Source organism: Aeromonas mytilicola subsp. aquatica, from assembly GCF_044336385.1.
Taxonomy (GTDB): domain Bacteria; phylum Pseudomonadota; class Gammaproteobacteria; order Enterobacterales; family Aeromonadaceae; genus Aeromonas; species Aeromonas rivipollensis.
On sequence record NZ_CP172298.1, the window covers coordinates 4,449,314 to 4,470,040 of the forward strand.

Here is a 20,727-nt window from a genome sequence, read left to right on the forward strand (position 1 = left end):
ACACTTGATTTGCATCAATCGACCGCCCCCGCCGACTGGGTAGCCTAGCTTCAGAATGATGTTTTATTACTCCAAATCAGAGGCAATCATGAGCAAAGTCAGGCTGGCCGTCATCGGCAACGGCATGGTGGGGCACCGCTTCATCGAAGAGTTGATCGAGCGATCCGATCCGGACCGGTTCGAGATCACCGTCTTCGGTGCAGAACCGCGTCCCGCCTACGATCGTGTCCATCTCTCCTCCTACTTCTCCCACCACACCAGCGAAGATCTCTCCCTCGTCAAACCCGGTTTCTACGAGAAGCACGGCATCCGCCTGCTGCTCGGCGAAGCGGTGAAAAAAATCGACAGGGCAACCCGCGAGGTGTACTCCAACAAGGGCACTGTGGTCGGCTACGACAAGCTGGTGCTGGCCACCGGCTCCTACCCCTGGGTGCCGCCCATCCAGGGCAGTCAGCACCACGAGTGCTTCGTCTATCGCACCATCGAAGATCTGAAAGCCATCCGCAGCGCCGCCAAGAGCGGCAAGAGTGGTGTTGTGATCGGGGGCGGCCTGCTTGGCCTGGAGGCGGCCGGTGCCCTCAAGGCGCTGGGCCTCGAGACCCATGTGGTGGAGTTTGCCCCGGTATTGATGGCGGAGCAGCTCGACGGCCAGGGCGGCCAGCTGCTGCGCCGCAAGATCGAGTCCATGGGGGTGCAGGTGCACACCAGCAAGAGCACCAGCGAGATCCTGATGCACGGCGGTGAGCAGGCGAAACACCGCCTCGCCTTCGCCGACGGCAGCGCCCTTGACGTGGATGTGGTGGTCTTCTCCACCGGCATACGCCCGCAGGACACCCTGGGCCGTTACTCTGAGCTGGCCATCGCCGAGCGCGGCGGTGTGCTGATCGACGATCACTGCCTCACCTCAGACCCCGACATCTATGCCATCGGCGAGTGCGCCGCCTGGCAGGGTCGCTTCTTCGGCCTAGTGGCACCGGGCTACAAGATGGCCCAGGTCACCGTCGATCACCTGCTCGGCGGCGACAACCGCTTCGAGGGGGCGGACATGAGCGCCAAGCTCAAGCTGCTAGGCGTCTCTGTCGGCTCCATCGGCGATGCCCATGGCCGCACCCCTGGCAGCCACAGCTATGTATTCCAGGATGACCAGGCCGGCGTCTACAAGAAGATAGTGGTGAGCGAAGACAACAGCCGTCTGCTTGGCGCCGTGCTGGTGGGTGACGTGGATGACTACGGCAACCTGCTGCAGCTGATGCTCAACGCCATGCCGCTGCCGAGCCACCCGGATACCCTGATCCTGCCCGCCTACGCCGGTGCCAAGCCGACCCTGGGGGTGGATGCCCTGCCGTCCACCGCCCAGATCTGCTCCTGCTTCGACGTCTCCAAGGGCGACATAGCCCAGGCGGTGGCCGAGGGCCACACCACGCTCGCCGCCATCAAGCAGCACACCAAGGCCGGTACCGGCTGTGGCGGCTGCGTGCCGCTCATCAGCCAGGTGCTCAACGCCGAACTGGTGAAGCAGGGCATAGAGGTCAACAACCACCTCTGCGCTCACTTCCCCCACTCCCGCCAGGAGCTGTTCCACCTGGTCAAGGTGGAAGGGATCAAGAGCTTCGACGAGCTGCTGGCCAAGCATGGTCAGGGCTATGGCTGCGAGGTGTGCAAGCCCACGGTCGGCTCCATCCTCGCCTCCTGCTGGAACGAGCATGTGCTGAGCCCGCTCAATACCCAGCTGCAGGACACCAACGACATCTTCCTCGGCAACATGCAAAAAGACGGCAGCTACTCCGTCATCCCGCGCATGGCCGGTGGCGAGGTGACACCGGAAGGGCTGCTGGCGGTGGCCGAAGTGGCCCGCGACTACCAGCTCTACACCAAGATCACCGGTGCCCAGCGCATCGGCCTGTTCGGCGCCCAGAAAGACGATCTGCCCGCCATCTGGCGGAAATTGCTGGCGGCGGGATTCGAGACAGGTCAGGCCTACGCCAAGGCGCTGCGCATGGCCAAGACCTGCGTCGGCAGCACCTGGTGCCGCTTCGGGGTGCAGGACAGCGTCGGCCTCGGGGTCTTCCTCGAGAACCGCTACAAGGGCATCCGCACCCCCCACAAGATGAAGTTCGGTGTCTCCGGCTGTACCCGCGAATGTGCGGAAGCCCAGGGCAAGGACGTCGGCATCATAGCCACGGACGCGGGCTGGAACCTCTATGTGGGCGGCAACGGCGGCATGAAACCGCGCCACGCCGACCTGCTGGCCTCCGATCTCGATCGCGAGAGCCTCATCAAACTGATCGACCGTTTCATGATGTTCTACGTCACCAGCGCCGACAAACTGCAGCGCACCTCTGTCTGGCTCGGCAATCTGGAAGGGGGCGTCGACTACCTGCGCGAGGTGATAGTCCACGACAAGCTGGGGCTGGCCGAGACCCTGGAGCGCGACATCCAGGTACTTATCGACAGCTACGAGTGCGAGTGGTCGCGCACCCTGAATGAAGAGGAAGCGCTCAAGCGCTTCAGCCACTTCATCAACAGCGACAAGCGCGACCCAGACGTCCAGTTCGTCAGCGAGCGCGACCAGCACAGACCGGCGACCCCGGCCGAGCGCATCCCCGTCTACCAGATCGAGGTGGAGACCAAATAATGAAACTTGCCTGCCAACTCAACGACATCCTGCCGGGAACCGGTGTCTGCGCTCTGATCGAGGGGCGCCAGATCGCCCTGTTCCGCCCGAGCGCGGCCGCCGAGGTGTTCGCCATCGACAACCGGGACCCCTTCTTCGCCGCCAACGTGCTGTCGCGCGGCATCGTAGGTGAACACGAGGGTGAGCTCTGGGTCGCCAGCCCGCTCAAGAAGCAGCGCTTTCGCCTGAGCGACGGCCACTGCCTCGAAAATGCCGCCATGTCGGTACGGAGCTATCCCGTTGAAGTGCGCGACCAGCAGGTCTGGGTCGCCGTCTAACATAAGACCCCACCCCGGCCCTCCCCTTCGCAAGGGGAGGGAACAAAAAGCACCTCCCCCTTGACAAGGGGGAGGCAGGGAGGGGGTAACACATTGTCAGGGCTGCCTGCGGGCGGCCCGTTTAGAGAGAACCAGCATGTATACCGACACCATCAACAAGTGCGCCGCCAACGCGGCCCGCATCAACCGCTTCGAGCGCAGCGACAAGCTCGGCTTCTGGCTCAGCTCCGCCATGGCGGGGGCCTATGTGGGCCTCGGCATCATACTCATCTTCACCCTGGGCAACCTGGTGGATCCCGCCATCCGGCCGCTGGTGATGGGGGCCACATTCGGCATAGCCCTGACCCTGGTCATCATCGCCGGCTCCGAGCTGTTCACCGGCCACACCATGTTCCTCACCTTCGGAGTGAAAACGGGCAGGATCTCCATGGCCGACCTGCTGCGCATCCTGCCCCAGACCTGGGCCGGCAACCTGCTCGGCTCCATCTTCGTCGCGCTGATCTACTCCTACGGCGGCAGCCTGCTGCCGGATGCAGGCAGCCTGGCCCATAAGGTGGCGCTGGCCAAGACCCAGGCTCCGGCCCTGACCCTGTTCATGAAGGGGATCCTCTGCAACTGGCTGGTCTGCCTCGCCATCTGGATGGCGCTGCGCACCGAGGGCGCGGCCAAGTTCATCGCCATCTGGTGGTGCCTGCTGGCCTTCATCGCCTCCGGCTACGAGCACTCGGTCGCCAACATGACGCTGTTCGCCCTCTCCTGGTTCGGCGCCCACTCGGATGCCTACACCCTGGGTGGCATAGGCCACAACCTGCTGTGGGTGACCCTGGGCAACACAGTCTCCGGCGCGATCTTCATGGGCCTGGGCTACTGGTATGCCACCCCGAAAGCTGAGCGCCCGGTCGCGGCTATAGACGCCAGCGCCACCACCAGCCAGACCCAAACCGCCTGATCCGGAGGCCCCATGGACTACTTGCCCATCTTTTGCCGACTCGACAACAAACCCGTGCTGCTGGTGGGTGGCGGTGAGGTGGCGGCGCGCAAGGCGCGCCTGCTGCTGGATGCCGGTGCCCGGCTGACCCTAGTCGCGCCCGAGCTCGATCCCGAGCTGGCAGCCCTTGCCGCAACCGGTGAAATCGAATGGCTGGCCGGTGAATTTGCGCCGGAGCAGCTGGCGGGCAAGTGGCTGGTGGTGGCCGCAACCGATCGGCGCGAGGTCAACGCCCTGGTCTACCAGAGCGCGAACCTGGCGAGGATCTTCGCCAACGTGGTGGATGACCCCAAGCGCTCCAGCTTCATCATGCCGTCCATCATCGACCGCTCACCCCTGATGGTGGCCATCTCCTCCGGCGGCAAGGCCCCTGTGCTGGCCCGGCTGCTGCGGGAAAAACTCGAAGCCCTGCTGCCCCAGCATCTCGGCGCGGTGGCGGCCTTTGCCGGCGGCCTGAGAGACAGGGTCAAGGCCCGCTTTGCCAGCATGGGGGAGCGGCGCCAGTTCTGGGAGCGGTTGCTCGGCGCCGACCGCCTCGGTCAGGCGCTGGCGCGCGGCGACAAGGCCGCCGCCAACCAGCTGGCCGACGCGCTCTTTGCCGAGGATGCCGCTGCCAAGGGCGAGGTGATCCTGGTGGGCGCAGGCCCGGGGGATCCCGGCCTGCTCACCCTGCACGCCCTGCGCCAGATGCAGCAGGCGGATGTGGTGGTCTATGACCGTCTGGTGTCGGACGAGGTGATGGCGCTGGTGCGACGGGATGCCAGACGCATCTTCGTCGGCAAACAGGCCGGCAACCACTGCGTGCCCCAGGAGGGCATCAACCAACTCTTGCTGGACGAGGCGAAGAAGGGACAGCGGGTGGTGCGGCTGAAGGGGGGCGACCCCTTCATCTTCGGCCGCGGCGGCGAGGAGCTGGAGACGCTGGTCGGCAGCGGCGTGGGCTTTCAGGTGGTGCCGGGGATCACTGCGGCGAGTGGCTGCGCCGCCTACGCCGGCATTCCGCTGACTCACAGGGATCACGCCCAGAGCGTGCGCTTCGTCACCGCCCACGGCAAAGGGGGCGCCCAGGATCTCGACTGGCCCCTGCTGGCCAAGGACAAACAGACCCTGGTGTTCTATATGGGGCTTTCATCCTGCGCCGTGATCCGCGAGCAACTGCTGGCCCACGGCAAGGGGGGCGACACCCCGGTGGCGCTGATCGAGCGCGGCACCCAGCCGAGCCAGCGGGTCATCCGTGGCACCCTGGACCAGTTGCCGGAGCTGGCCATCGGCGTCGAGAGCCCAGCCCTCATCATGGTGGGTTCAGTGGTGACGCTGGCGGACAAGCTCGCCTGGTTCGGCCAGGGCAATGACGCAGCGCGGATCACGGCATCGGCCTGAGACTAGGCCCAACGCCAGTATTGAAAGCGCCACCTTGGGGTGGCGTTTCTTTATCCTGCATTTACTGTCATAACCTCTTGTTTTGAATTTGGTATCCTATGGAGCAAGGCCATCCGGCCAACCGAATTCAGGAATCTTGCTGCATGTCTCTCCCCCCCAAGAACAGCGCCAAACAGCGTGAACACGACAGAGCCCGCATCCTCACCCTGCTGCTGGCCGACGATGCCCTCACCGACAGCCTGCTCGATCCCCAAGGGGTGCAGGACGCCGAGCTGCGGGATCAGACCAGCGAGCTGACGCGCCTGGTCAACAGCCTGCCGGCCGCCGACGTCGCCGATGCCTTGGAATCCCTGCCGCCGGACGAGCGCCATGTGCTGTGGCAGCAGGTAGACCCGGAGCGCCACGGCCAGATCCTGGTGGAGGCGTCTGAGACGGTGTGGGACAGCCTCATCAGCGGCATGAGCGACAAGGCACTGCTGCACGCCCTGCGCACCCTCGACATCGACGATCAGATCTATCTGGGCCAATACCTGCCCCGCAATCTGATGGGTCGGCTGCTCACCTCCATGGCCCCCGACCAGCGCGACCGGGTGCGGGAGGTGATCCGCTACGGCAAGCACACGGTCGGCGCCATGATGGACTTCGAGCTGATCACGGTGCGGGCGGACATAAGCCTGGCGACTGTGCAGCGCTATCTGCGCCAGCTCGGCAAGATCCCCGCCAACACCGACAAGCTGTTCGTCACCGACAGACGCAACCGGCTGCAGGGAGAGCTGCCCCTCACCACAGTGCTGCTGCACAAGCCGGAGACCAAGGTGGAAGACGTGATGGAGAAGAACCCCGTCACCTTCGATCCGGAAGACAACGACGAGGCGGCGGCTCGTACCTTCGAGCGGGACGATCTCGTCTCCGCCGCCGTGGTGGATGGCAAGGGCAAGCTGATGGGACGGCTCACCGTCGCCGAGGTGGTGGACCTGGTCTATGAGGAGAGCGACACCGATCTGCGCCGCATGGGGGGGATCAGCGAGGAAGAAGACGTGTTCGCCCCTGTCGCCAAGGCGGTCAAGACCCGCTGGGCCTGGCTAGCCCTCAACCTCTGCACCGCCTTCGTGGCCTCGCGGGTCATAGGTCTGTTCGAGCACAGCATCTCGCAGCTGGTGGCGCTGGCGGCCCTGATGCCCATAGTCGCAGGGATTGGCGGCAATACAGGCAACCAGACCATCACCATGATAGTGCGGGCCCTGGCGCTGCAGCACATCCAGCCGGGCAACGTCTCCTTCCTGCTGTGGCGGGAGCTGGGGGTGGCGCTGATCAACGGCCTGGTGTGGGGTGGCACCATGGGGGTCGCTACCTACTTCCTCTATCAGGATGCGGCCCTGGGCGCCGTCATGACGCTCGCCATGGTGCTGAACCTGCTGGTGGCGGCCCTGATGGGGGTCATCATTCCCATGACCATGAGTCGGCTGGGGCGGGATCCGGCGGTGGGGGCCAGCGTGATGATCACCGCCATCACCGACACCGGCGGCTTCTTTATCTTCCTCGGTCTCGCGACCCTGTTCCTGCTCTAGTACCGGATCGGCGCCAATATGAAGGGGCCTGATGGCCCCTTTGCTTTTCAGCCGGGAGGACGAGCACATGCCCCTGACCCGCAAGGCGGGTGATGAAAGTCCCCTATGCAGCTCGATGCTCTGAGCCTCTCGACGACCCGGCGATGGGCTGCAGGGAATCCATGTGCAGTCTCTTATCCCCATGCTTGTTCAAGGAATATTCATTGAAATGCCAGTCCCACTCCTTATACTGGATCCACCTGTTTCCAGCGGTGGATTTGACTCAATGGAATACAACACTTCAGAACTGTGCGACATCTATCAGGACATGGTGGATGTACTCGAACCCATGCTCTGCTCCTTCGGCGGCCGTGCCTCTTTCGGCGGCGTCATCACCACGGTCAAATGCTTCGAATCGAACGGTCTCATCCGTGAAGTCGTCAAGGAGAACGGCGTCGGCCGCGTGCTGCTGATCGACGGCGGCGGCTCCATGCGCCGGGCCCTGATCGACAGCGAGATCGCCACCACGGCGGCGGAGAACGAGTGGGAAGGCATCGTCTGCTACGGCTGCGTGCGCGAGGTCGACATCCTGGAGGATCTGGATATCGGCATTCAGGCCCTGGCCGCCATCCCGGTCGGTGCCGACCACAAGGATGTGGGAGAGACGGATCTGCCGGTCAACTTCGGCGGTGTCACCTTCCTGCCGGATGATCACCTCTACGCCGATACCACAGGGGTGATCCTCTCCCCCGATGCGCTCGACATAGAATGAGCCGACACAGACTGAAGATGGGAGCCTTGGCTCCCATTTTTTATGGCTGCAACTTGCTGAAAAAAGACAAAAAAAGAGGGCCAGTAAACAACTGGCCCCTTAACTGGAAGCAATGTGAGCAATGTCGTGCCTTCACAAGAAGTCCATCACGTTGGAACGAATGAAGTCTTTCCCGGAAAACAAGTTAACAATAATCATTCTCATTTAACTGTGCAAGCCTTATTTATAAAAAGTGCAAAAAAATGACCACCGCGCGGGTGGTCATTCTCGTCAGGCTTGTCGTGTGGCCGTTTGCAGACCGGCAAGGCCGGCCTCCCCCACCAGCTTGCGGCTGAGGTAGCGCAGCAGCACACCGTAGAGCGGCACGAACAATCCCAAACTTATCAGTAGCTTGAACACATAGTCCACGGTAGCTATCTCGACCCAGTGCTCTGCCATGAAGGGATCCGTGCTGCGCCAGAAGGCGATGCTGAAGAAGGCGATGGTATCCACCAGGTTGCCGAACAGGGTCGAGGCGGCCGGCGCCACCCACCAGGCCCTGAGCAGCCGCAGGCGGTTGAACACCACCACATCCATGAACTGGCCCACCAGATAGGCCATAAAGCTGGCCAGGGCGATGCGCGCCACGAAGAGGTTGAACTCCGCCAGATTGCCCATGCCCTGATAACTGCCTTCAAAGAAGAGCACAGAAAGCACATAGGAAACGGCCAGGGCCGGCAGCATCACGGTCTGGATGATCTTGCGGGCCAGTCCGGCGCCGAAGATCCGCACCGTCAGATCGGTGGCCAGGAAGATAAACGGGAAGCTGAAGGCACCCCAGGTGGTGTGGAAGCCAAAGATGGTGATCGGCAGCTGCACCAGGTAGTTGCTGCTGGCGATGATCAGGATGTGGAACAACGAGAGACGCACCAGCGCCGTCTGGTGCTGAGCAGGGGTCAGATTCATATTGTGACCTTTTTGGTTAATGGGGTTAGGGAACCCATACCGCCACCATGGCGATAATTGAGGGGCGAGATTATACGCCCCGACACGGATAGTTCAATCCTTATGCTGCTGGTTCAGCCTGCGGCAATCATGGTCGAAGGGCGACGCCACAGACCCCCAGGCCGGTCATTCAATGCTTGTGCGACGGACCCGGCAACCACCATCGGGACTCATGCCCCATATTGCCGACCCAGCCAGAGCACCACTTCTCGATCATCCGGGCGCAGCGCCTCCAACCAGCAGCCGCCGTGGTGATCGAACTCCAGCCTGAGCTGGCTTCCCTCAAATGCCAGCAGCCAGCTGTGGCGATCCGCCCCCCACTCCCGCTCCAGCACATCGAGCTCCCACTCCTGCAGCAAGGCGTCGGCCAGGGCCGGGAAGTTGTCCCAGCAGAGCCCGGGACAGGTCAGCAGCAGCACAGCCGACTCGGCATCCACCTGCGTTACCCGCCAGTTCATCCTTCACTCCTCAACTGCTGCAAGAGAGCTCGCCACCGCAATACCACTGGGGAACCGGGGTCGCCAGATCCTCGTATTCCGGCTGCTCGTCATAGGGGTGCTGCAGGGCCGCAAACAGCCGCTCGAACGGCACCATGTTCCCCGTCTCGGCGGCGTCGATGACCTGCTGGGCCAGGGCATTGCGCAGCACGTACTTGGGATTGACGGCGTCCATCCGCGCCTTGCGTGCCGCATCCTGGCTCCCTTCCCGGGCCAGCCGGGCCCGATAGGCGTCGAGCCATCCCTGCCAGGGGGCGGGATCCGGCAGCAGCGCCAGCAGGGAGGCGGGCCACTCTCCCTGAGACGTCAGCTCACCCAGGCGGCGCAGGAAGAGGTGATAGTCCACCCGATGTGCCGCCAGCAGCTGGAACAGCTGGCGGAACAGGGCCGGGTCTTCATCCTCCCAGGTTTCCAGGCCGAGTCGGGCCCGCATCAGTTCGGAGTAGTGCAACATCAGCTGATGCTCGTACTGGGCCAGGGCCGCCGCCAGGGCCTCGCCATCCACCTGATCCGCCAGCGCCTGGGCCAGCTTCTGCAAGTTCCAGTAACCCACCGCCGGCTGCTGATCCAGGGCGTAGCGACCACCCGGATCCGAGTGGTTGCAGACAAAGTCGGGCACATAGGCGTCGATGAAGCCGTAGGGGCCGTAATCCAGGGTCAGCCCGAGCAGGGACATGTTGTCTGTGTTCATCACCCCGTGGCAGAAACCCGCCGCCTGCCACTTGGCGATGAGGCGCGCGGTGCGGCGCACCACCTCGGTAAACAGCTCTGCGCCGTTTGCCAATTCGGGGAAATGGTGGCGCAGCGCATAGTCGATGAGGGCGGGGATCTTCTCCCCCTGGCCGCTCCAGGCGAAATACTCGAAGTGGCCGAAGCGCAGGTGGCTCGGCGCTGTGCGAAGCACCGTCGCCCCGCTCTCGACCTGCTCCCGGTAGACGGGCTCGTCACTGCCCACCAGCACCAGGGCCCGGGTGGTCGGGATGCCGAGGGCATGGAGCGCCTCGGAGGCGAGATACTCGCGGATGCTGGAGCGCAGCACGGCGCGGCCGTCACCGAAGCGGGAGAAGGGCGTCTTGCCCGCCCCCTTCAGGTGCAGATCCCAGCGCTGGCCGTCCGGCGCCTGCTGCTCCCCCAGCAGCAGGGCACGACCATCGCCGAGCCGGGGGCTGTAGCCACCGAACTGATGCCCCGCATAGACCTGGGCCACCGGTTGCATGCCCGGCAACGGCTGCCCCAGCCCGCAGCAGGCGAGCCAGTCAGCCTCACCGACCCCGTCCAGCCCCAGCTCCCGCAGCAGCCCCTGATTGAGGTGCAGCAGCCTGGGCTCACGCAGGGGCTGAGGGGCCACAGGCTCGCAGGCCCAGGGCAGTTCGGTGGCGAAAGTGTTGATCAACTTCATGGTGGCGTGATTCGTCCCTGCGTATGCTCGTGTCACTCTTTATACCGCCGTCTGCCCGCACAGGCTAACAGGCGATCGCGCTATTTCATTTCACGGAGAAAACAATGCAAAAATGGATATATGCCCTGCCCCTGCTGGCACTGGCCTGGGGACATCAGGCCAAGGCCGCCGACATCGAAGCGGGCAAGGCCAAGGCGGCGGTCTGCGCCGCCTGTCATGGGGTGGATGGCAAGGCGACCGTCCCCGTCTATCCCCATCTGGCCGGCCAGCACTCTGCCTATCTGCTCAAACAGATGAAAGCCTTCAAGGAGGGCAGCCGCACAGAGCCGCTGATGGCCCCCTTCATGGCGATGCTGACCGAGGCGGACATGGAGAACCTGGCGGCCTATTACGCCAGCCTGAAGTGACCTTGTGCGCCCGGTAGACGGGCGCCTCATCCCTGCCGCCACGTCAATCAGGCCCGGAACTTTTGCGGTCGATTACGCTGCGCTAATCGACCCTACCGGCGGCAATACTCGATGATAAGGTCCATAAAGGCTTCACCGAAGCGCTCCAGCTTGCGGTGGCCGACACCGTTGATGGCCAGCATCTCGTCCTCGGTCATCGGCATCAGCTGGGCCATCTCCACCAGGGTAGCGTCGTTGAACACCACATAGGGCGGCACCTCTTCATCCTCGGCGATCTGCTTGCGCAGGGCCCGCAGCTCCTTGAACAGCCGCTTGTCGTAGTTGGCGTTGTCGAGCAGGCCGCTGCGCTTCTCCTTGCGACTGGAGATGGGCTGCAGCCGCGGCACCGCCAGGGCCAGCGGTACCTCGCCGCGCAGCACGGGGCGGGCCGCCTCGGTCAGCTGCAACACCAGGTTGCGGGTGATGTTCTGGGTCAGCAGTCCCTTGTGGATCAGCTGGCGGATCACGCTCATCCAGTATTCGTGGCTCTGATCCTTGCCGATGCCGTAGGTCGACAGTTTGTCGTGGCCGTGATCCTTGATGCGCTGGTTGAGCGAGCCCCTGAGCACCTCCACCACATAACCCACCCCGAAGTTCTGACCCACCCGCCAGACGCAGGAGAGCGCCTTCTGGGCATCTTCAGTGCCGTCATAGCTCTTGGGGGGATCCAGGCAGATGTCGCAGTTGCCGCACGGCTTGTCGTTGTACTCGCCGAAGTAGTTGAGCAGCACCTGACGGCGGCAGGTCTGCGCCTCGGCGAAGGCCGCCATCACGTTGAGCTTGTACTGCTCCACCTGCAGCTGCTGGGGGTTCTCTATGTTGTCGAGCAGGCGCCGCACCCGGCCGATGTCGGCGGGATCGTAGAGCAGCAGCGCCTCGGCGGGGGTGCCATCACGGCCGGCCCGGCCCGTCTCCTGATAGTAGGACTCGATGTTCTTCGGAATGTCGTAGTGCACCACGAAGCGCACGTTGGGCTTGTCGATGCCCATGCCGAACGCCACCGTCGCCACCACTATCTCGACGTCGTCCTTGAGGAAGGCATCCTGGGTGCGCAGCCGCTGATCCAGCGGCAGGCCCGCATGATAGGGCGCCGCCTTGCAGCCGTGGCGGGAGAGCCGCTCTGCGACCTCTTCCACCCGGTTACGGCTGGAGCAGTAGACGATGCCACAGTTGCCCTTCTGGCTCTGCACGTAGCGCAGCAACTGCTCCGCCCCCTTGAACTTCTCCACCAGGCTGTAGCGGATGTTGGGTCTGTCGAAGCTGGCGGTGTGAATGAAGGGGTCATTGAGCTCGAGGCGATGCAGCATGTCGCTGCGGGTCGCCTCGTCTGCGGTGGCGGTGAGCGCCACCACGGGCACCAGGGGGAACCACTGCTTGAGCCGCCCCAGCGCCGCGTATTCGGGGCGAAAATCGTGGCCCCACTGGGAAACGCAGTGGGCCTCGTCGATGGCGAACAGCCCGAGGGGCAGTTCTGCCAGCCGATCCAGAAACTCGTGCTGCAGCAGTCGCTCGGGGGAGACATAGACCAGCTTGATCTCGCCGCGACGCATGGCGGCAAAGTTCTGGATCATCTCTTCCCGGCTCAGGGCCGAGTTGATGTAGACAGCCGCCACGCCGTTGGCGCGCAGGCTGTCCACCTGATCCTTCATCAGCGAAATGAGGGGGGAGACCACCACCCCGAGCCCGGGCCGCAGCAGCGCCGGGATCTGGTAACAGAGCGACTTGCCGCCACCTGTGGGCTTGAGCACCAGGGCATCGCGCCCCGCCACTATCTGTTCGATGATCTCGAGCTGGCCAGGCCGAAATTGCTGGTAGCCGAAGACCGCCTGCAGCAGGGCAAGGGGGGTATCGGGCAAGGTGTCGGCAATGGCGGTCATGGGCTCTCCTTTGGGGTCGCCATTCTAAAGCAGCCGCCGCCCACAATAAACCTGCCATTGCGACTGTTAAGGAAGTGTTGCAGACTGGCTGGAGTTTTTACTCGGCTTTGATGACAGGGATCGGTATCAGAGAATGAAACAGATGTTGAAGAAGATGGCGCTCAGTGGCATTGCCAATCTGTTCGCCGAGAAGATGCCGTTCAACAAGCTCATCGGCATGCAGGTGACCCACTATGACTTCGAGAAGGTGGAGCTGCGCATCAAGATGGATGACAAGCTGATCGGCAACCCCTTTCACAACATACTGCACGGCGGTGTCACCGCCAGCCTGCTGGACGTGGCGGGCGGCATGATAGTCGCCGCCTCCTGCATCGACGAGCTGGAGGACTTCTCCCCCAGCTACCTCAAGGAGCGCTTCTCCCGCCTCGGCACCATAGACCTGAGGGTCGACTATCTGCGGCCCGGTCGCGGCAACGAGTTCATCGCCACCGCCCACATCATCCGCGCCGGCAGCAAGGTCGCCGTCGCCCGTATGGAACTGCACAACGAAGAAGGGACTCATATCGCCTTTGGCACCGGCACCTACCTGGTCGGCTAATGGTCTTTATTGCATAAAAAGTGCGCTTCTAAGCTGATTTTAATCATTAGAATTGTTACCCCCGCCAACGGCCAGGGTCCATACTGGAAGTCGGGATTGTGTGCAGAGGGAGGATTGCAGACGATGAGCGCGATGCTGGCTACCCAACCATCCAGAGCCTTGTTGACACAGCTCGAGTCCATGCGCGAAGAGGTGCAGACGCCCGAGTGCCGTCACTGGTTGGAACAGGAGCTGAAGGGGTATTCTCTCTGTTCACCCCTGCCTTGGTATCGCATCATTGCCTGTCGGCAACGCGGTCATTTCCTGAATCTGAAGACGGGGAAATATTTGACTTGCCACATCGGCAGCCAAACGCTCAGCCAACGCGACCTGGCCCAAGTTCAGTTCATCTATGCCCGTGAACCCGCCGCCCACTATTTACTGCGTCATGATTCCCATATCGAGCCCTGGCCAGAACAGCTGCTGGAAGCGTATCGAGAGCAGTTGATCCCCGGCCATCTCTGCCTGCAGGCCTGGCACGAGCCCGTGTCTTCTCTGCGGTCACAACTGATGGAGGGAATAGCACATTTCATTAGTGAGTACCCCAAGCATGCGGCTCTGCAAACTCAGCACGGCTTCAAGGCATTGCGGCATCAACACTGGCATATCTGATCATGCGCCCAGAGCGCAAGGAGGGCACCATAGACAAGACCCACAACGAGATTGCCACAATCTAGAGTGCCGGAGTCAGGATCAGACTCCACCTGTGGGGCCACCGAGCGGTGGCCCTTTTAATGGGCGGCATTCAGCACCAGGCAATCAACCCCGTATACCGCTCCTGCCCCGTCTGCCGAGAACGGCAAAGGCAAAATCCAAATGCGAAAAGGCCGCTCAATGAGCGGCCTTTTCTAATGTGGTCGGTGTGAGAGGATTCGAACCTCCGACCCCTTCGTCCCGAACGAAGTGCGCTACCAAGCTGCGCTACACACCGATGTCTGCGGGGCGAGAATTTACCGAAAGCCCCGACATGACACAAGCCTTTTTTTGCTTTCGCCACAAAAAAAGGGCTTTACGCTCAATAATCCAGCGTTTCATGGCGATAAGGGGCGCCGGGCTCGTCCCGGTGCTCAGTTACACCTTTGGCGGCAGCTGAAACTCGGCCGGTCCCAGCAGACGCCGACTCCAATCGGCAACGACCCCGTGCTCCAGCCAGTGGGCCGCATGCTGGCGCCAGTTGGGAGAGAGCGCCGGGTTCTCCAGCAGCAGTTGCAGGTCCCCTTCGTGGCGGGTCTGGTTGAACAGGATGTCGGCGGTGCGCTTCACCGTCAGCTCGGGATAGGGCCTGTCCATCAGCAGCAGCTCATCCACCGGGGCCACGCGCCCCTCCTCCAGCACCCGCAGCAACCAGCCGCAGCGGCCGTTGAGCTGCATCACCTGGGAGATATGCGGGTAGCCAAAGCGTTGATTGAGCTTGAAGCATGGAGATCTCGGCTGGCTGATCTGGATGAGTGCCTCGCCGAGGCGATAGACATCGCCGATGCAGGCCTGGGCTTCGGTCAAGCCGAGGCCGGAGAGGTTTTCGCCAAAGGCCGCCGGCTGCCAGGGAACACGAGGGGCAGGCAGACCCAGCGCGGTTTGCCAGGTCTTCCACCAGGGGTAGTGATCCGCAGGATAGTAGTGCAGGACTCGATCCGGGCCGCCGTGATGGCGTTTGTCGCTCTGCTCATCGCCCTCCAGGCCCGAGAAGCTGCACCACAGGGGACTGCCTGCCACATGCTTGTCGATGGCACTGACAAGTCCGGGGGCGAGTTCGGCATTCATCTCGGCGCTCTGGCCGATAAAGAGGGAGATCCGCATTCCATGCTCCTGACGGATGAGAGAATGCGGATCTTAGGGGCTGTTGAGCCGTCGGCGCAAGCCGCGTGACTGCGTCAACAGCCCCGGGGTCAGGCGACGGCCTGCATCTGGGTGGTCATGGCAATCTCGGCGCGGCGGCGTTTCTCCGCCCTCGCCATCAGGTACCAGCTGCTGAAGGTGAACAACGACACCGACAGCAGGATCAGGCTGGCCACCGCGTTGATCTCGGGTTTCACCCCGAGCCGCACCGCCGAGAACACCTCCATCGGCAAGGTAGTGGAACCCGGGCCTGAGACGAAGCTCGCCAGCACCAAATCATCAAGCGACAAGGCGAACGACATCATGCCGCCCGCCGCCAGCGACGGGGCTATCATCGGGATGGTGATGAGGAAGAACACCTTCCAGGGCTTGGCGCCGAGATCCATGGCCGCCTCCTCGATGGAGAGATCCAGCTCCCGCAGCCGCGCCGACACCACTATCGCCACATAGGCGGTACAGAAGGTGGTGTGGGCGATCCAGATAGTCAGCATGCCCCGCTCGGCGGGCCAGCCCACCAGCTGGGCCATGGCCACGAACAGCAGCAGCAGCGACAGACCTGTGATCACCTCGGGCATGACCAGGGGCGCCGTGACCATGCCGCCGAACAGGGTGCGACCACGGAAGTGAGGGATCCGGGTCAGCACGAAGGCGGCCACAGTCCCCAGCGCCACCGCGGCTATGGCGGTGTAGAAGGCGATCTCCAGGGAGCGGAACACGGACCCAATCAACTGTTTGTTGTCGAGCAGGCCGAAGTACCACTTGAGCGACCAGCCCCCCCATACCGTCACCAGCTTGGAGGCGTTGAAGGAGTAGATGACCATGATAACCATGGGCAGGTAGATAAACAGCAGCCCCAGCCACAGCATCAGCTTGGAAAAACCGAGACGTCTCATGCCTGACCCTCCAATACGCTTGTCTGGTTGCAGTTGAACAGGATGGATGCAGGGACTATCAGCAACGCCTTCTTCATACCTTGCCCTCCAGTTCTTTCGCCTGGTTGCGGTTGAACAGGATGATGGGGACTATCAGCACCGCCAGCATCACCACCGCCAGGGCGGACGCCACCGGCCAGTCGCGGTTGTTGAAGAACTCCTGCCACAGCACCTTGCCTATCATCAGAGTCTCGGGGCCGCCCAGCATCTCGGGGATGACGAACTCGCCCACCACGGGGATGAAGACCAGCATGCAACCGGCGATGATGCCGTTCTTGGAGAGTGGCACAGTGATCTGCCAGAACCGGGTCAGGTTGCGGGCGCCGAGATCGGATGCCGCCTCCAGCAGGCTCTGATCGTGTTTGACCAGGTTGGCGTAGAGCGGCAGCACCATGAACGGCAGGTAGGAGTAGACGATACCGATGTAGACCGCCAGGTTGGTGTTGAGGATCTGCAAGGGCTCGTCGATCACCCCTATCCCCAGCAAGAAGCTGTTGAGCAGACCGTTGTTGCTGAGGATACCCATCCAGGCGTAGACCCGGATCAGGATGGCGGTCCAGGTCGGCATCATGATGAGCAGCAGCAGGACGGTCTGGGTCTCCTTGTTGGCCCGCGCTATGGAGTAGGCCATGGGATAGCCGATCAGCAGGCACAGCAGGGTGCTGATGAAGGCCATCTTGAGGGAGCCCAGGTAGGCCGCTATGTAGAGCTCATCCTCCTGCAGCAGCAGGTAGTTGCCCATGTGGAGCAAGATGGTGAGCTGATTGTCTGCCCAGCTCACCACGTCGGTGTAGGGCGGGATAGCCACATCCGCTTCGGCGAAGCTGATCTTCACCACTATGATGAAGGGCAGCAGGAAGAAGAGGAACAGCCAGAAGAAGGGGATGCCGATCACCAGCTGGCGTCCCCCCAACTGCTTGAGTCGTCTCAATGCCTTCATGATTGCAGCACCACGCCGCTGTCATCTTCCCAATAGAGGAACACCTGGTCATCCCAGGTTGGCCGCTTGCCGTGGCGTTCGGCATTGGCGATGAAAGCCTGAACGATTTTGCCCGAGGGCAGCTGGATGTGATAAACCGAGTGGCCGCCCAGATAGGCGATGTCATAGACCTCACCCTTGGTCCAGTTGAAGTCCGGATGCTCGATCTCCTCCGGTTTGTGCAGACTCATCAGCAATTTTTCCGGCCGCAGGGCGTAGGTCACCTTCTTGTTCTCGGCACGGGAGCTGATGCCGTGGCCCACGTAGATGGGCTGCTCCAGATCCGCGCAGGCGATGGTGGCGTGGTCCTGCTCATCTTCCACCAGCAGGCCGTCAAACAGGTTGACGTTGCCGATGAACTCGCACACCAGTCGGCTGGCCGGGGTTTCGTAGATGTCCATCGGGCTGCCGATCTGCTCGATGCAACCCAGGTGCATGATGGCGATCCGTTCCGCCATGGTCATGGCCTCTTCCTGATCGTGGGTCACCATGACGCAGGTTACGCCGACTCGCTCGATGATCTCCACCAGCTCCAGCTGCATCTTGGAGCGCAGCTTCTTGTCCAGCGCCCCCATGGGCTCATCCAGCAGCAGCAGCTTGGGGCGCTTGGCCAGAGAGCGGGCCAGGGCGACCCGCTGGCGCTGACCGCCGGAGAGCTGGTGCGGCTTGCGACGGGCATACTGGGTCATCTGCACCAGTTTGAGCATCTCCTCCACCCGGGCGTCGACCTCCGCCTTGGGCAGGCCATCCTGCTTGAGGCCGAAGGCGATGTTCTGCGCCACCGTCATATGAGGAAACAGGGCGTAGGACTGGAACATCATGTTGATGGGTCGTTCATAGGGCGGCATGTCGGTAATGTCGACCCCATCCAGGAACAGCCGCCCCTCGGTGGGGCGCTCGAACCCGGCCAGCATCCGCAGCAAGGTGGACTTGCCGGAGCCTGAACCACCCAGCAGGGCGAAGATCTCGCCCTTGTGGATGTTGAGAGACACGTTATCGACCGCCAGCGTTTCGTCGAACTGCTTGCTTACCCTGTCTATTTTGACCAGCACTTCTTTACGCTGCTGGCTGCCCTCGAGGGCTTTCTTGTAGGCACTGGAGGCTATCGCCATTACCAAACTCCCAAAGGTGATACCGGCCGGGGCCGATCCATCAATACAATCTGGCGCCCCGGGATGGGCGCCAAGGTTAGGTTCCGGACTTGATCTTGGTCCAACTCCGGGTGATCAGGCGCTGCACCGAGCGGGGATGTGCTTCCTGCACATACAGACGCTCCAGCACCGCCTGGGGGGGATAGACTGACTCGTCATCGCGCACGGCCTTGTCCATGAACTCTCCCGCCTTGATGTTCGGGTTCGCGTAGCCCACGTAGTCGCTCACCTTGGCGATCACTTGCGGCTCGAGAATGTAGTTGATCAGGGCGTGAGCCTCTTTGACGTTGGTGGCATCGGAGGGGATCGCCATCATGTCGAACCACAGATTGCCCCCCTCCTTGGGGATGCTGTAGGCAATCTTTATTCCCTTGCCTGCCTCGTCGGCCCGGGCCGACGCCTGCAGTATGTCACCGGAGAACCCCGCCGCGACACAGATGTCGCCATTGGCGAGATCCCCTATGTACTTGGAGGAGTGGAAGTAGGTCACATAGGGGCGCACCTTGAGCAACTGCTCTTCGGCACGCTTGAGATCCGCAGGATCGTGGCTGTTGGGGTTGAGGCCGAGGTAGTTCAGGGCTGCCGGGATCATCTCGTCCGCCGAGTCGAGGAAAGCCACCCCGCAATGGGAGAGCTTCTTCATGTTTTCCGGTTCGAAGATGATGGCCCAGGAGTCAATCTTGTCGACCCCGAGCGCCGCCTTGACCTTGTCGACGTTGTAGCCGATGCCGTTGGTGCCCCACAGATAGGGCACGGCGTACTGATGACCCGGATCCACCTTGTCGAGCTGCTTGAGCAGCAGGGGATCCAGATTGGCCAGATTGGGCAGCAGAGCGGGATCCAGCTTCTGGAAGGCCCCCGCCTGGATCTGCTTGGCCAGGAAATTGTTGGAGGGCACGACCAGATCGTAACCGGTGCGTCCGGTCAGCAGCTTGCCCTCCAGCGTCTCGTTGGAGTCAAACACGTCGTAGACGGTCTTGATCCCGGTCTTCTGCTGAAAGTCACTGAGGGTGGTCTCGCCGATATAATCGGACCAGTTGTAAAAATGAACCACAGGGGCTGCCTGGGTCAGATTTGCAAACCCCAGGGTCAGGGCCAGCGTTGCCATCTTGGTCATGTGCACTTATCAGTCCTCGTTTGTGTGATTTTGCCAGTCGCGCATCCATACGCGCCGTCCAACCTGTCGGGTGGTCACCACCCTCCCGGCCGAACTGCGGACCGGGAGGGGTACTCGTCACTTACTTACCTGATTTGATCTTGGTCCAGCTGCGGGTCATCAGACGCTGCACCTTGGCCGGCAGATCCGGGAAGGTGTAGATCTTCTTGAGGGTGTCCGCCGTCGGGTAGATGCCCGGATCGGTGCGGATCGCCTCGTCCACCAGCGGAGTGGCTGCCTTGTTGCCGTTCGGGAACTGCACCACGTTGGTGATGTTCGCGATCACTTCCGGCTTCATCAGATAGTTGATGAAGATGTGGGCTGCCTCGACGTTCTTGGCATCCGCCGGGATGGCGATCATGTCGAAGAAGCTGCCAGCCCCCTCTTTCGGAATGGTGTAAGTCAGACTGACACCGTTCTTGGCTTCGGCGGCACGTGCCTTGGACTGCTGCAGGTCACCTGAGTAACCCACCGCCACGCACAGGTTGCCGTTGGCCAGATCCGAAATGTACTTGGAGGAGTGGAAGTAGGCGGTATAGGGGCGGATGGAGAGGAACAGCTCCTCAGCCTTCTTCAACTCGTCCGGCTTCTGGCTATCCGGCTTGAAGCCCAGGTATTGCAGGGCAGCCGGCAGCATTTCGGTCGGCGAGTCGAGGAAGGAGACACCGCACTCCTTCAACTTGGCCATGTTCTCCGGCTTGAACACCAGATCCCAGGAGTTGACCGGCGCATCGGCACCCAGCACGGCCTTCACCTTCTCGGCGTTGTAGGCGTAGCCAATGGTGCCCCACAGGTAAGGGATGGAGTACTGGTTGCCCGGATCGCTCGGTTCGAGCGCCTTGAGCAGATCGACATCCATGTTCTGCCAGTTGGAGAGTTTGGACTTGTCCAGCTTCTGGAAGACGCCTGCCTTGATCTGCTTGGCCAGGAAGGGGTTGGACGGGACGACGATGTCATAACCCGAACTGCCCGCCAGCAACTTGGCTTCCAGCACCTCGTTGCTGTCGAACACGTCATACACCACCTTGATGCCCGTCTCCTTCTGGAAGTTTTCCAGCGTATCCGGCGCGATGTAATCGCTCCAGTTATAGACGTGCAGCACCTTCTCGTCGGCCATCGCCCCGGTACTCATCATGACCAGCGCCACGGAAGCAGCCATCATTCCCTTTTTAAAAGACATAGTCCTTGTCTCCT

Annotated in this window: 19 protein-coding genes and 1 tRNA gene; 9 read left to right on the forward strand and 11 right to left on the reverse strand. The window is 62.3% G+C overall.

Annotated elements, in window-relative coordinates; translation table 11 throughout:
• Positions 1-88 precede the first annotated feature (88 nt).
• The 6 genes from nirB (at position 89) to rraA (ending at position 7,639) form a co-directional block, all read left to right on the forward strand.
• Positions 89-2,635: a nitrite reductase large subunit NirB gene (gene nirB, locus ACFWHB_RS20405; protein ID WP_395949146.1), complete on the forward strand. Its 2,547-nt coding sequence runs from the start codon at positions 89-91 to the stop codon at positions 2,633-2,635.
• On the forward strand, positions 2,635-2,952 hold the full coding sequence (nirD, locus tag ACFWHB_RS20410) for a nitrite reductase small subunit NirD (RefSeq protein WP_395949147.1): 318 nt from the start codon (positions 2,635-2,637) through the stop codon (positions 2,950-2,952). The genes nirB and nirD overlap by 1 nt, the downstream gene beginning before the upstream one ends.
• Before the next feature lie 136 nt (positions 2,953-3,088).
• Positions 3,089-3,901 carry a nitrite transporter NirC gene (gene nirC, locus ACFWHB_RS20415; protein WP_171275221.1) on the forward strand — a complete coding sequence of 271 codons (813 nt, stop codon included), beginning with the start codon at positions 3,089-3,091 and terminating at the stop codon, positions 3,899-3,901.
• 12 nt (positions 3,902-3,913) lie between these two features.
• Entirely contained in the window at positions 3,914-5,320 is a 1,407-nt protein-coding gene (cysG, locus tag ACFWHB_RS20420) for a siroheme synthase CysG (protein WP_171275220.1), read from the forward strand.
• A gap of 143 nt (positions 5,321-5,463) precedes the next feature.
• Positions 5,464-6,888, forward strand: coding sequence for a magnesium transporter (gene mgtE / locus ACFWHB_RS20425; protein ID WP_171275219.1), 1,425 nt, complete (start codon positions 5,464-5,466; stop codon positions 6,886-6,888).
• A 265-nt stretch (positions 6,889-7,153) separates the two neighbouring features.
• Positions 7,154-7,639: a ribonuclease E activity regulator RraA gene (rraA, locus tag ACFWHB_RS20430; RefSeq protein WP_005328442.1), complete on the forward strand. Its 486-nt coding sequence runs from the start codon at positions 7,154-7,156 to the stop codon at positions 7,637-7,639.
• Between the two features lie 270 nt (positions 7,640-7,909).
• Here the strand turns inward: rraA and ACFWHB_RS20435 are convergent, their stop codons facing one another.
• The 3 genes from ACFWHB_RS20435 to ACFWHB_RS20445 all read right to left on the reverse strand — a co-directional run bounded on the left by ACFWHB_RS20435 (position 7,910) and on the right by ACFWHB_RS20445 (position 10,519).
• The gene (locus ACFWHB_RS20435) at positions 7,910-8,584 is read right to left on the reverse strand and encodes a 7-cyano-7-deazaguanine/7-aminomethyl-7-deazaguanine transporter (RefSeq protein WP_043554198.1); all 675 of its coding nucleotides are present in this window, start codon (positions 8,582-8,584) and stop codon (positions 7,910-7,912) included.
• Between the two features lie 209 nt (positions 8,585-8,793).
• Positions 8,794-9,081, reverse strand: coding sequence for a DUF3630 family protein (locus tag ACFWHB_RS20440; RefSeq protein WP_395949148.1), 288 nt, complete (start codon positions 9,079-9,081; stop codon positions 8,794-8,796).
• 10 nt (positions 9,082-9,091) lie between these two features.
• On the reverse strand, positions 9,092-10,519 hold the full coding sequence (locus tag ACFWHB_RS20445; RefSeq protein ID WP_395949149.1) for a protein adenylyltransferase SelO: 1,428 nt from the start codon (positions 10,517-10,519) through the stop codon (positions 9,092-9,094).
• Between the two features lie 104 nt (positions 10,520-10,623).
• Here ACFWHB_RS20445 and ACFWHB_RS20450 point away from each other — a divergent pair, with 104 nt between their 5' ends.
• Positions 10,624-10,926 carry a c-type cytochrome gene (locus tag ACFWHB_RS20450; RefSeq protein WP_395949150.1) on the forward strand — a complete coding sequence of 101 codons (303 nt, stop codon included), beginning with the start codon at positions 10,624-10,626 and terminating at the stop codon, positions 10,924-10,926.
• 92 nt (positions 10,927-11,018) lie between these two features.
• On the opposite strand, the gene recQ is transcribed toward ACFWHB_RS20450, so the two are convergent.
• Positions 11,019-12,842, reverse strand: a complete 1,824-nt coding sequence (gene recQ / locus ACFWHB_RS20455; protein WP_395949151.1) for an ATP-dependent DNA helicase RecQ — start codon at positions 12,840-12,842, stop codon at positions 11,019-11,021.
• A 133-nt stretch (positions 12,843-12,975) separates the two neighbouring features.
• Between recQ and ACFWHB_RS20460 the strand changes: the two genes are divergently transcribed.
• Both ACFWHB_RS20460 and ACFWHB_RS20465 read left to right on the forward strand, forming a co-directional pair.
• Positions 12,976-13,440 (forward strand): thioesterase family protein, encoded by a 465-nt coding sequence (locus ACFWHB_RS20460; protein WP_162519265.1) that lies wholly within the window; start codon positions 12,976-12,978, stop codon positions 13,438-13,440.
• Between the two features lie 123 nt (positions 13,441-13,563).
• A complete protein-coding gene (locus tag ACFWHB_RS20465; protein ID WP_163148366.1) occupies positions 13,564-14,091 on the forward strand; it encodes an AbiTii domain-containing protein in 528 nt (175 codons plus the stop codon).
• A gap of 242 nt (positions 14,092-14,333) precedes the next feature.
• Here ACFWHB_RS20465 and ACFWHB_RS20470 read toward each other — a convergent pair.
• The 7 genes from ACFWHB_RS20470 to ACFWHB_RS20500 form a co-directional block, all read right to left on the reverse strand.
• A tRNA-Pro gene (locus tag ACFWHB_RS20470) sits at positions 14,334-14,410 on the reverse strand.
• A gap of 140 nt (positions 14,411-14,550) precedes the next feature.
• The gene (locus tag ACFWHB_RS20475; RefSeq protein ID WP_395949152.1) at positions 14,551-15,276 is read right to left on the reverse strand and encodes an MOSC domain-containing protein; all 726 of its coding nucleotides are present in this window, start codon (positions 15,274-15,276) and stop codon (positions 14,551-14,553) included.
• 89 nt (positions 15,277-15,365) lie between these two features.
• Complete coding sequence (locus tag ACFWHB_RS20480) at positions 15,366-16,208, reverse strand: ABC transporter permease subunit (RefSeq protein WP_111910852.1); 843 nt, start codon at positions 16,206-16,208, stop codon at positions 15,366-15,368.
• A gap of 73 nt (positions 16,209-16,281) precedes the next feature.
• Positions 16,282-17,187: an ABC transporter permease subunit gene (locus ACFWHB_RS20485; protein ID WP_163137491.1), complete on the reverse strand. Its 906-nt coding sequence runs from the start codon at positions 17,185-17,187 to the stop codon at positions 16,282-16,284.
• A complete protein-coding gene (gene potA / locus ACFWHB_RS20490; RefSeq protein WP_005328474.1) occupies positions 17,184-18,338 on the reverse strand; it encodes a polyamine ABC transporter ATP-binding protein in 1,155 nt (384 codons plus the stop codon). The genes ACFWHB_RS20485 and potA overlap by 4 nt, the downstream gene beginning before the upstream one ends.
• A gap of 76 nt (positions 18,339-18,414) precedes the next feature.
• Positions 18,415-19,494: a polyamine ABC transporter substrate-binding protein gene (locus tag ACFWHB_RS20495; RefSeq protein ID WP_393935583.1), complete on the reverse strand. Its 1,080-nt coding sequence runs from the start codon at positions 19,492-19,494 to the stop codon at positions 18,415-18,417.
• A gap of 121 nt (positions 19,495-19,615) precedes the next feature.
• Positions 19,616-20,713, reverse strand: coding sequence for an extracellular solute-binding protein (locus tag ACFWHB_RS20500; protein ID WP_395949153.1), 1,098 nt, complete (start codon positions 20,711-20,713; stop codon positions 19,616-19,618).
• Between the last annotated feature and the right edge of the window lie 14 nt (positions 20,714-20,727).

Coding starts and splice junctions, on each gene's coding strand:
- ACFWHB_RS20480 (WP_111910852.1), bottom strand. CDS start 16,208: ATGAGACGTCTCGGTTTTTCCAAGCTGATGCTGTGGCTGGGGCTGCTG.
- ACFWHB_RS20500 (WP_395949153.1), bottom strand. CDS start 20,713: ATGTCTTTTAAAAAGGGAATGATGGCTGCTTCCGTGGCGCTGGTCATG.
- ACFWHB_RS20475 (WP_395949152.1), bottom strand. CDS start 15,276: ATGCGGATCTCCCTCTTTATCGGCCAGAGCGCCGAGATGAATGCCGAA.
- recQ (WP_395949151.1), bottom strand. CDS start 12,842: ATGACCGCCATTGCCGACACCTTGCCCGATACCCCCCTTGCCCTGCTG.
- ACFWHB_RS20465 (WP_163148366.1), top strand. CDS start 13,564: ATGAGCGCGATGCTGGCTACCCAACCATCCAGAGCCTTGTTGACACAG.
- nirC (WP_171275221.1), top strand. CDS start 3,089: ATGTATACCGACACCATCAACAAGTGCGCCGCCAACGCGGCCCGCATC.
- ACFWHB_RS20435 (WP_043554198.1), bottom strand. CDS start 8,584: ATGAATCTGACCCCTGCTCAGCACCAGACGGCGCTGGTGCGTCTCTCG.
- ACFWHB_RS20440 (WP_395949148.1), bottom strand. CDS start 9,081: ATGAACTGGCGGGTAACGCAGGTGGATGCCGAGTCGGCTGTGCTGCTG.
- nirD (WP_395949147.1), top strand. CDS start 2,635: ATGAAACTTGCCTGCCAACTCAACGACATCCTGCCGGGAACCGGTGTC.
- ACFWHB_RS20495 (WP_393935583.1), bottom strand. CDS start 19,494: ATGACCAAGATGGCAACGCTGGCCCTGACCCTGGGGTTTGCAAATCTG.
- cysG (WP_171275220.1), top strand. CDS start 3,914: ATGGACTACTTGCCCATCTTTTGCCGACTCGACAACAAACCCGTGCTG.
- potA (WP_005328474.1), bottom strand. CDS start 18,338: ATGGCGATAGCCTCCAGTGCCTACAAGAAAGCCCTCGAGGGCAGCCAG.
- ACFWHB_RS20450 (WP_395949150.1), top strand. CDS start 10,624: ATGCAAAAATGGATATATGCCCTGCCCCTGCTGGCACTGGCCTGGGGA.
- ACFWHB_RS20445 (WP_395949149.1), bottom strand. CDS start 10,519: ATGAAGTTGATCAACACTTTCGCCACCGAACTGCCCTGGGCCTGCGAG.
- ACFWHB_RS20460 (WP_162519265.1), top strand. CDS start 12,976: ATGAAACAGATGTTGAAGAAGATGGCGCTCAGTGGCATTGCCAATCTG.
- rraA (WP_005328442.1), top strand. CDS start 7,154: ATGGAATACAACACTTCAGAACTGTGCGACATCTATCAGGACATGGTG.
- ACFWHB_RS20485 (WP_163137491.1), bottom strand. CDS start 17,187: ATGAAGGCATTGAGACGACTCAAGCAGTTGGGGGGACGCCAGCTGGTG.
- mgtE (WP_171275219.1), top strand. CDS start 5,464: ATGTCTCTCCCCCCCAAGAACAGCGCCAAACAGCGTGAACACGACAGA.
- nirB (WP_395949146.1), top strand. CDS start 89: ATGAGCAAAGTCAGGCTGGCCGTCATCGGCAACGGCATGGTGGGGCAC.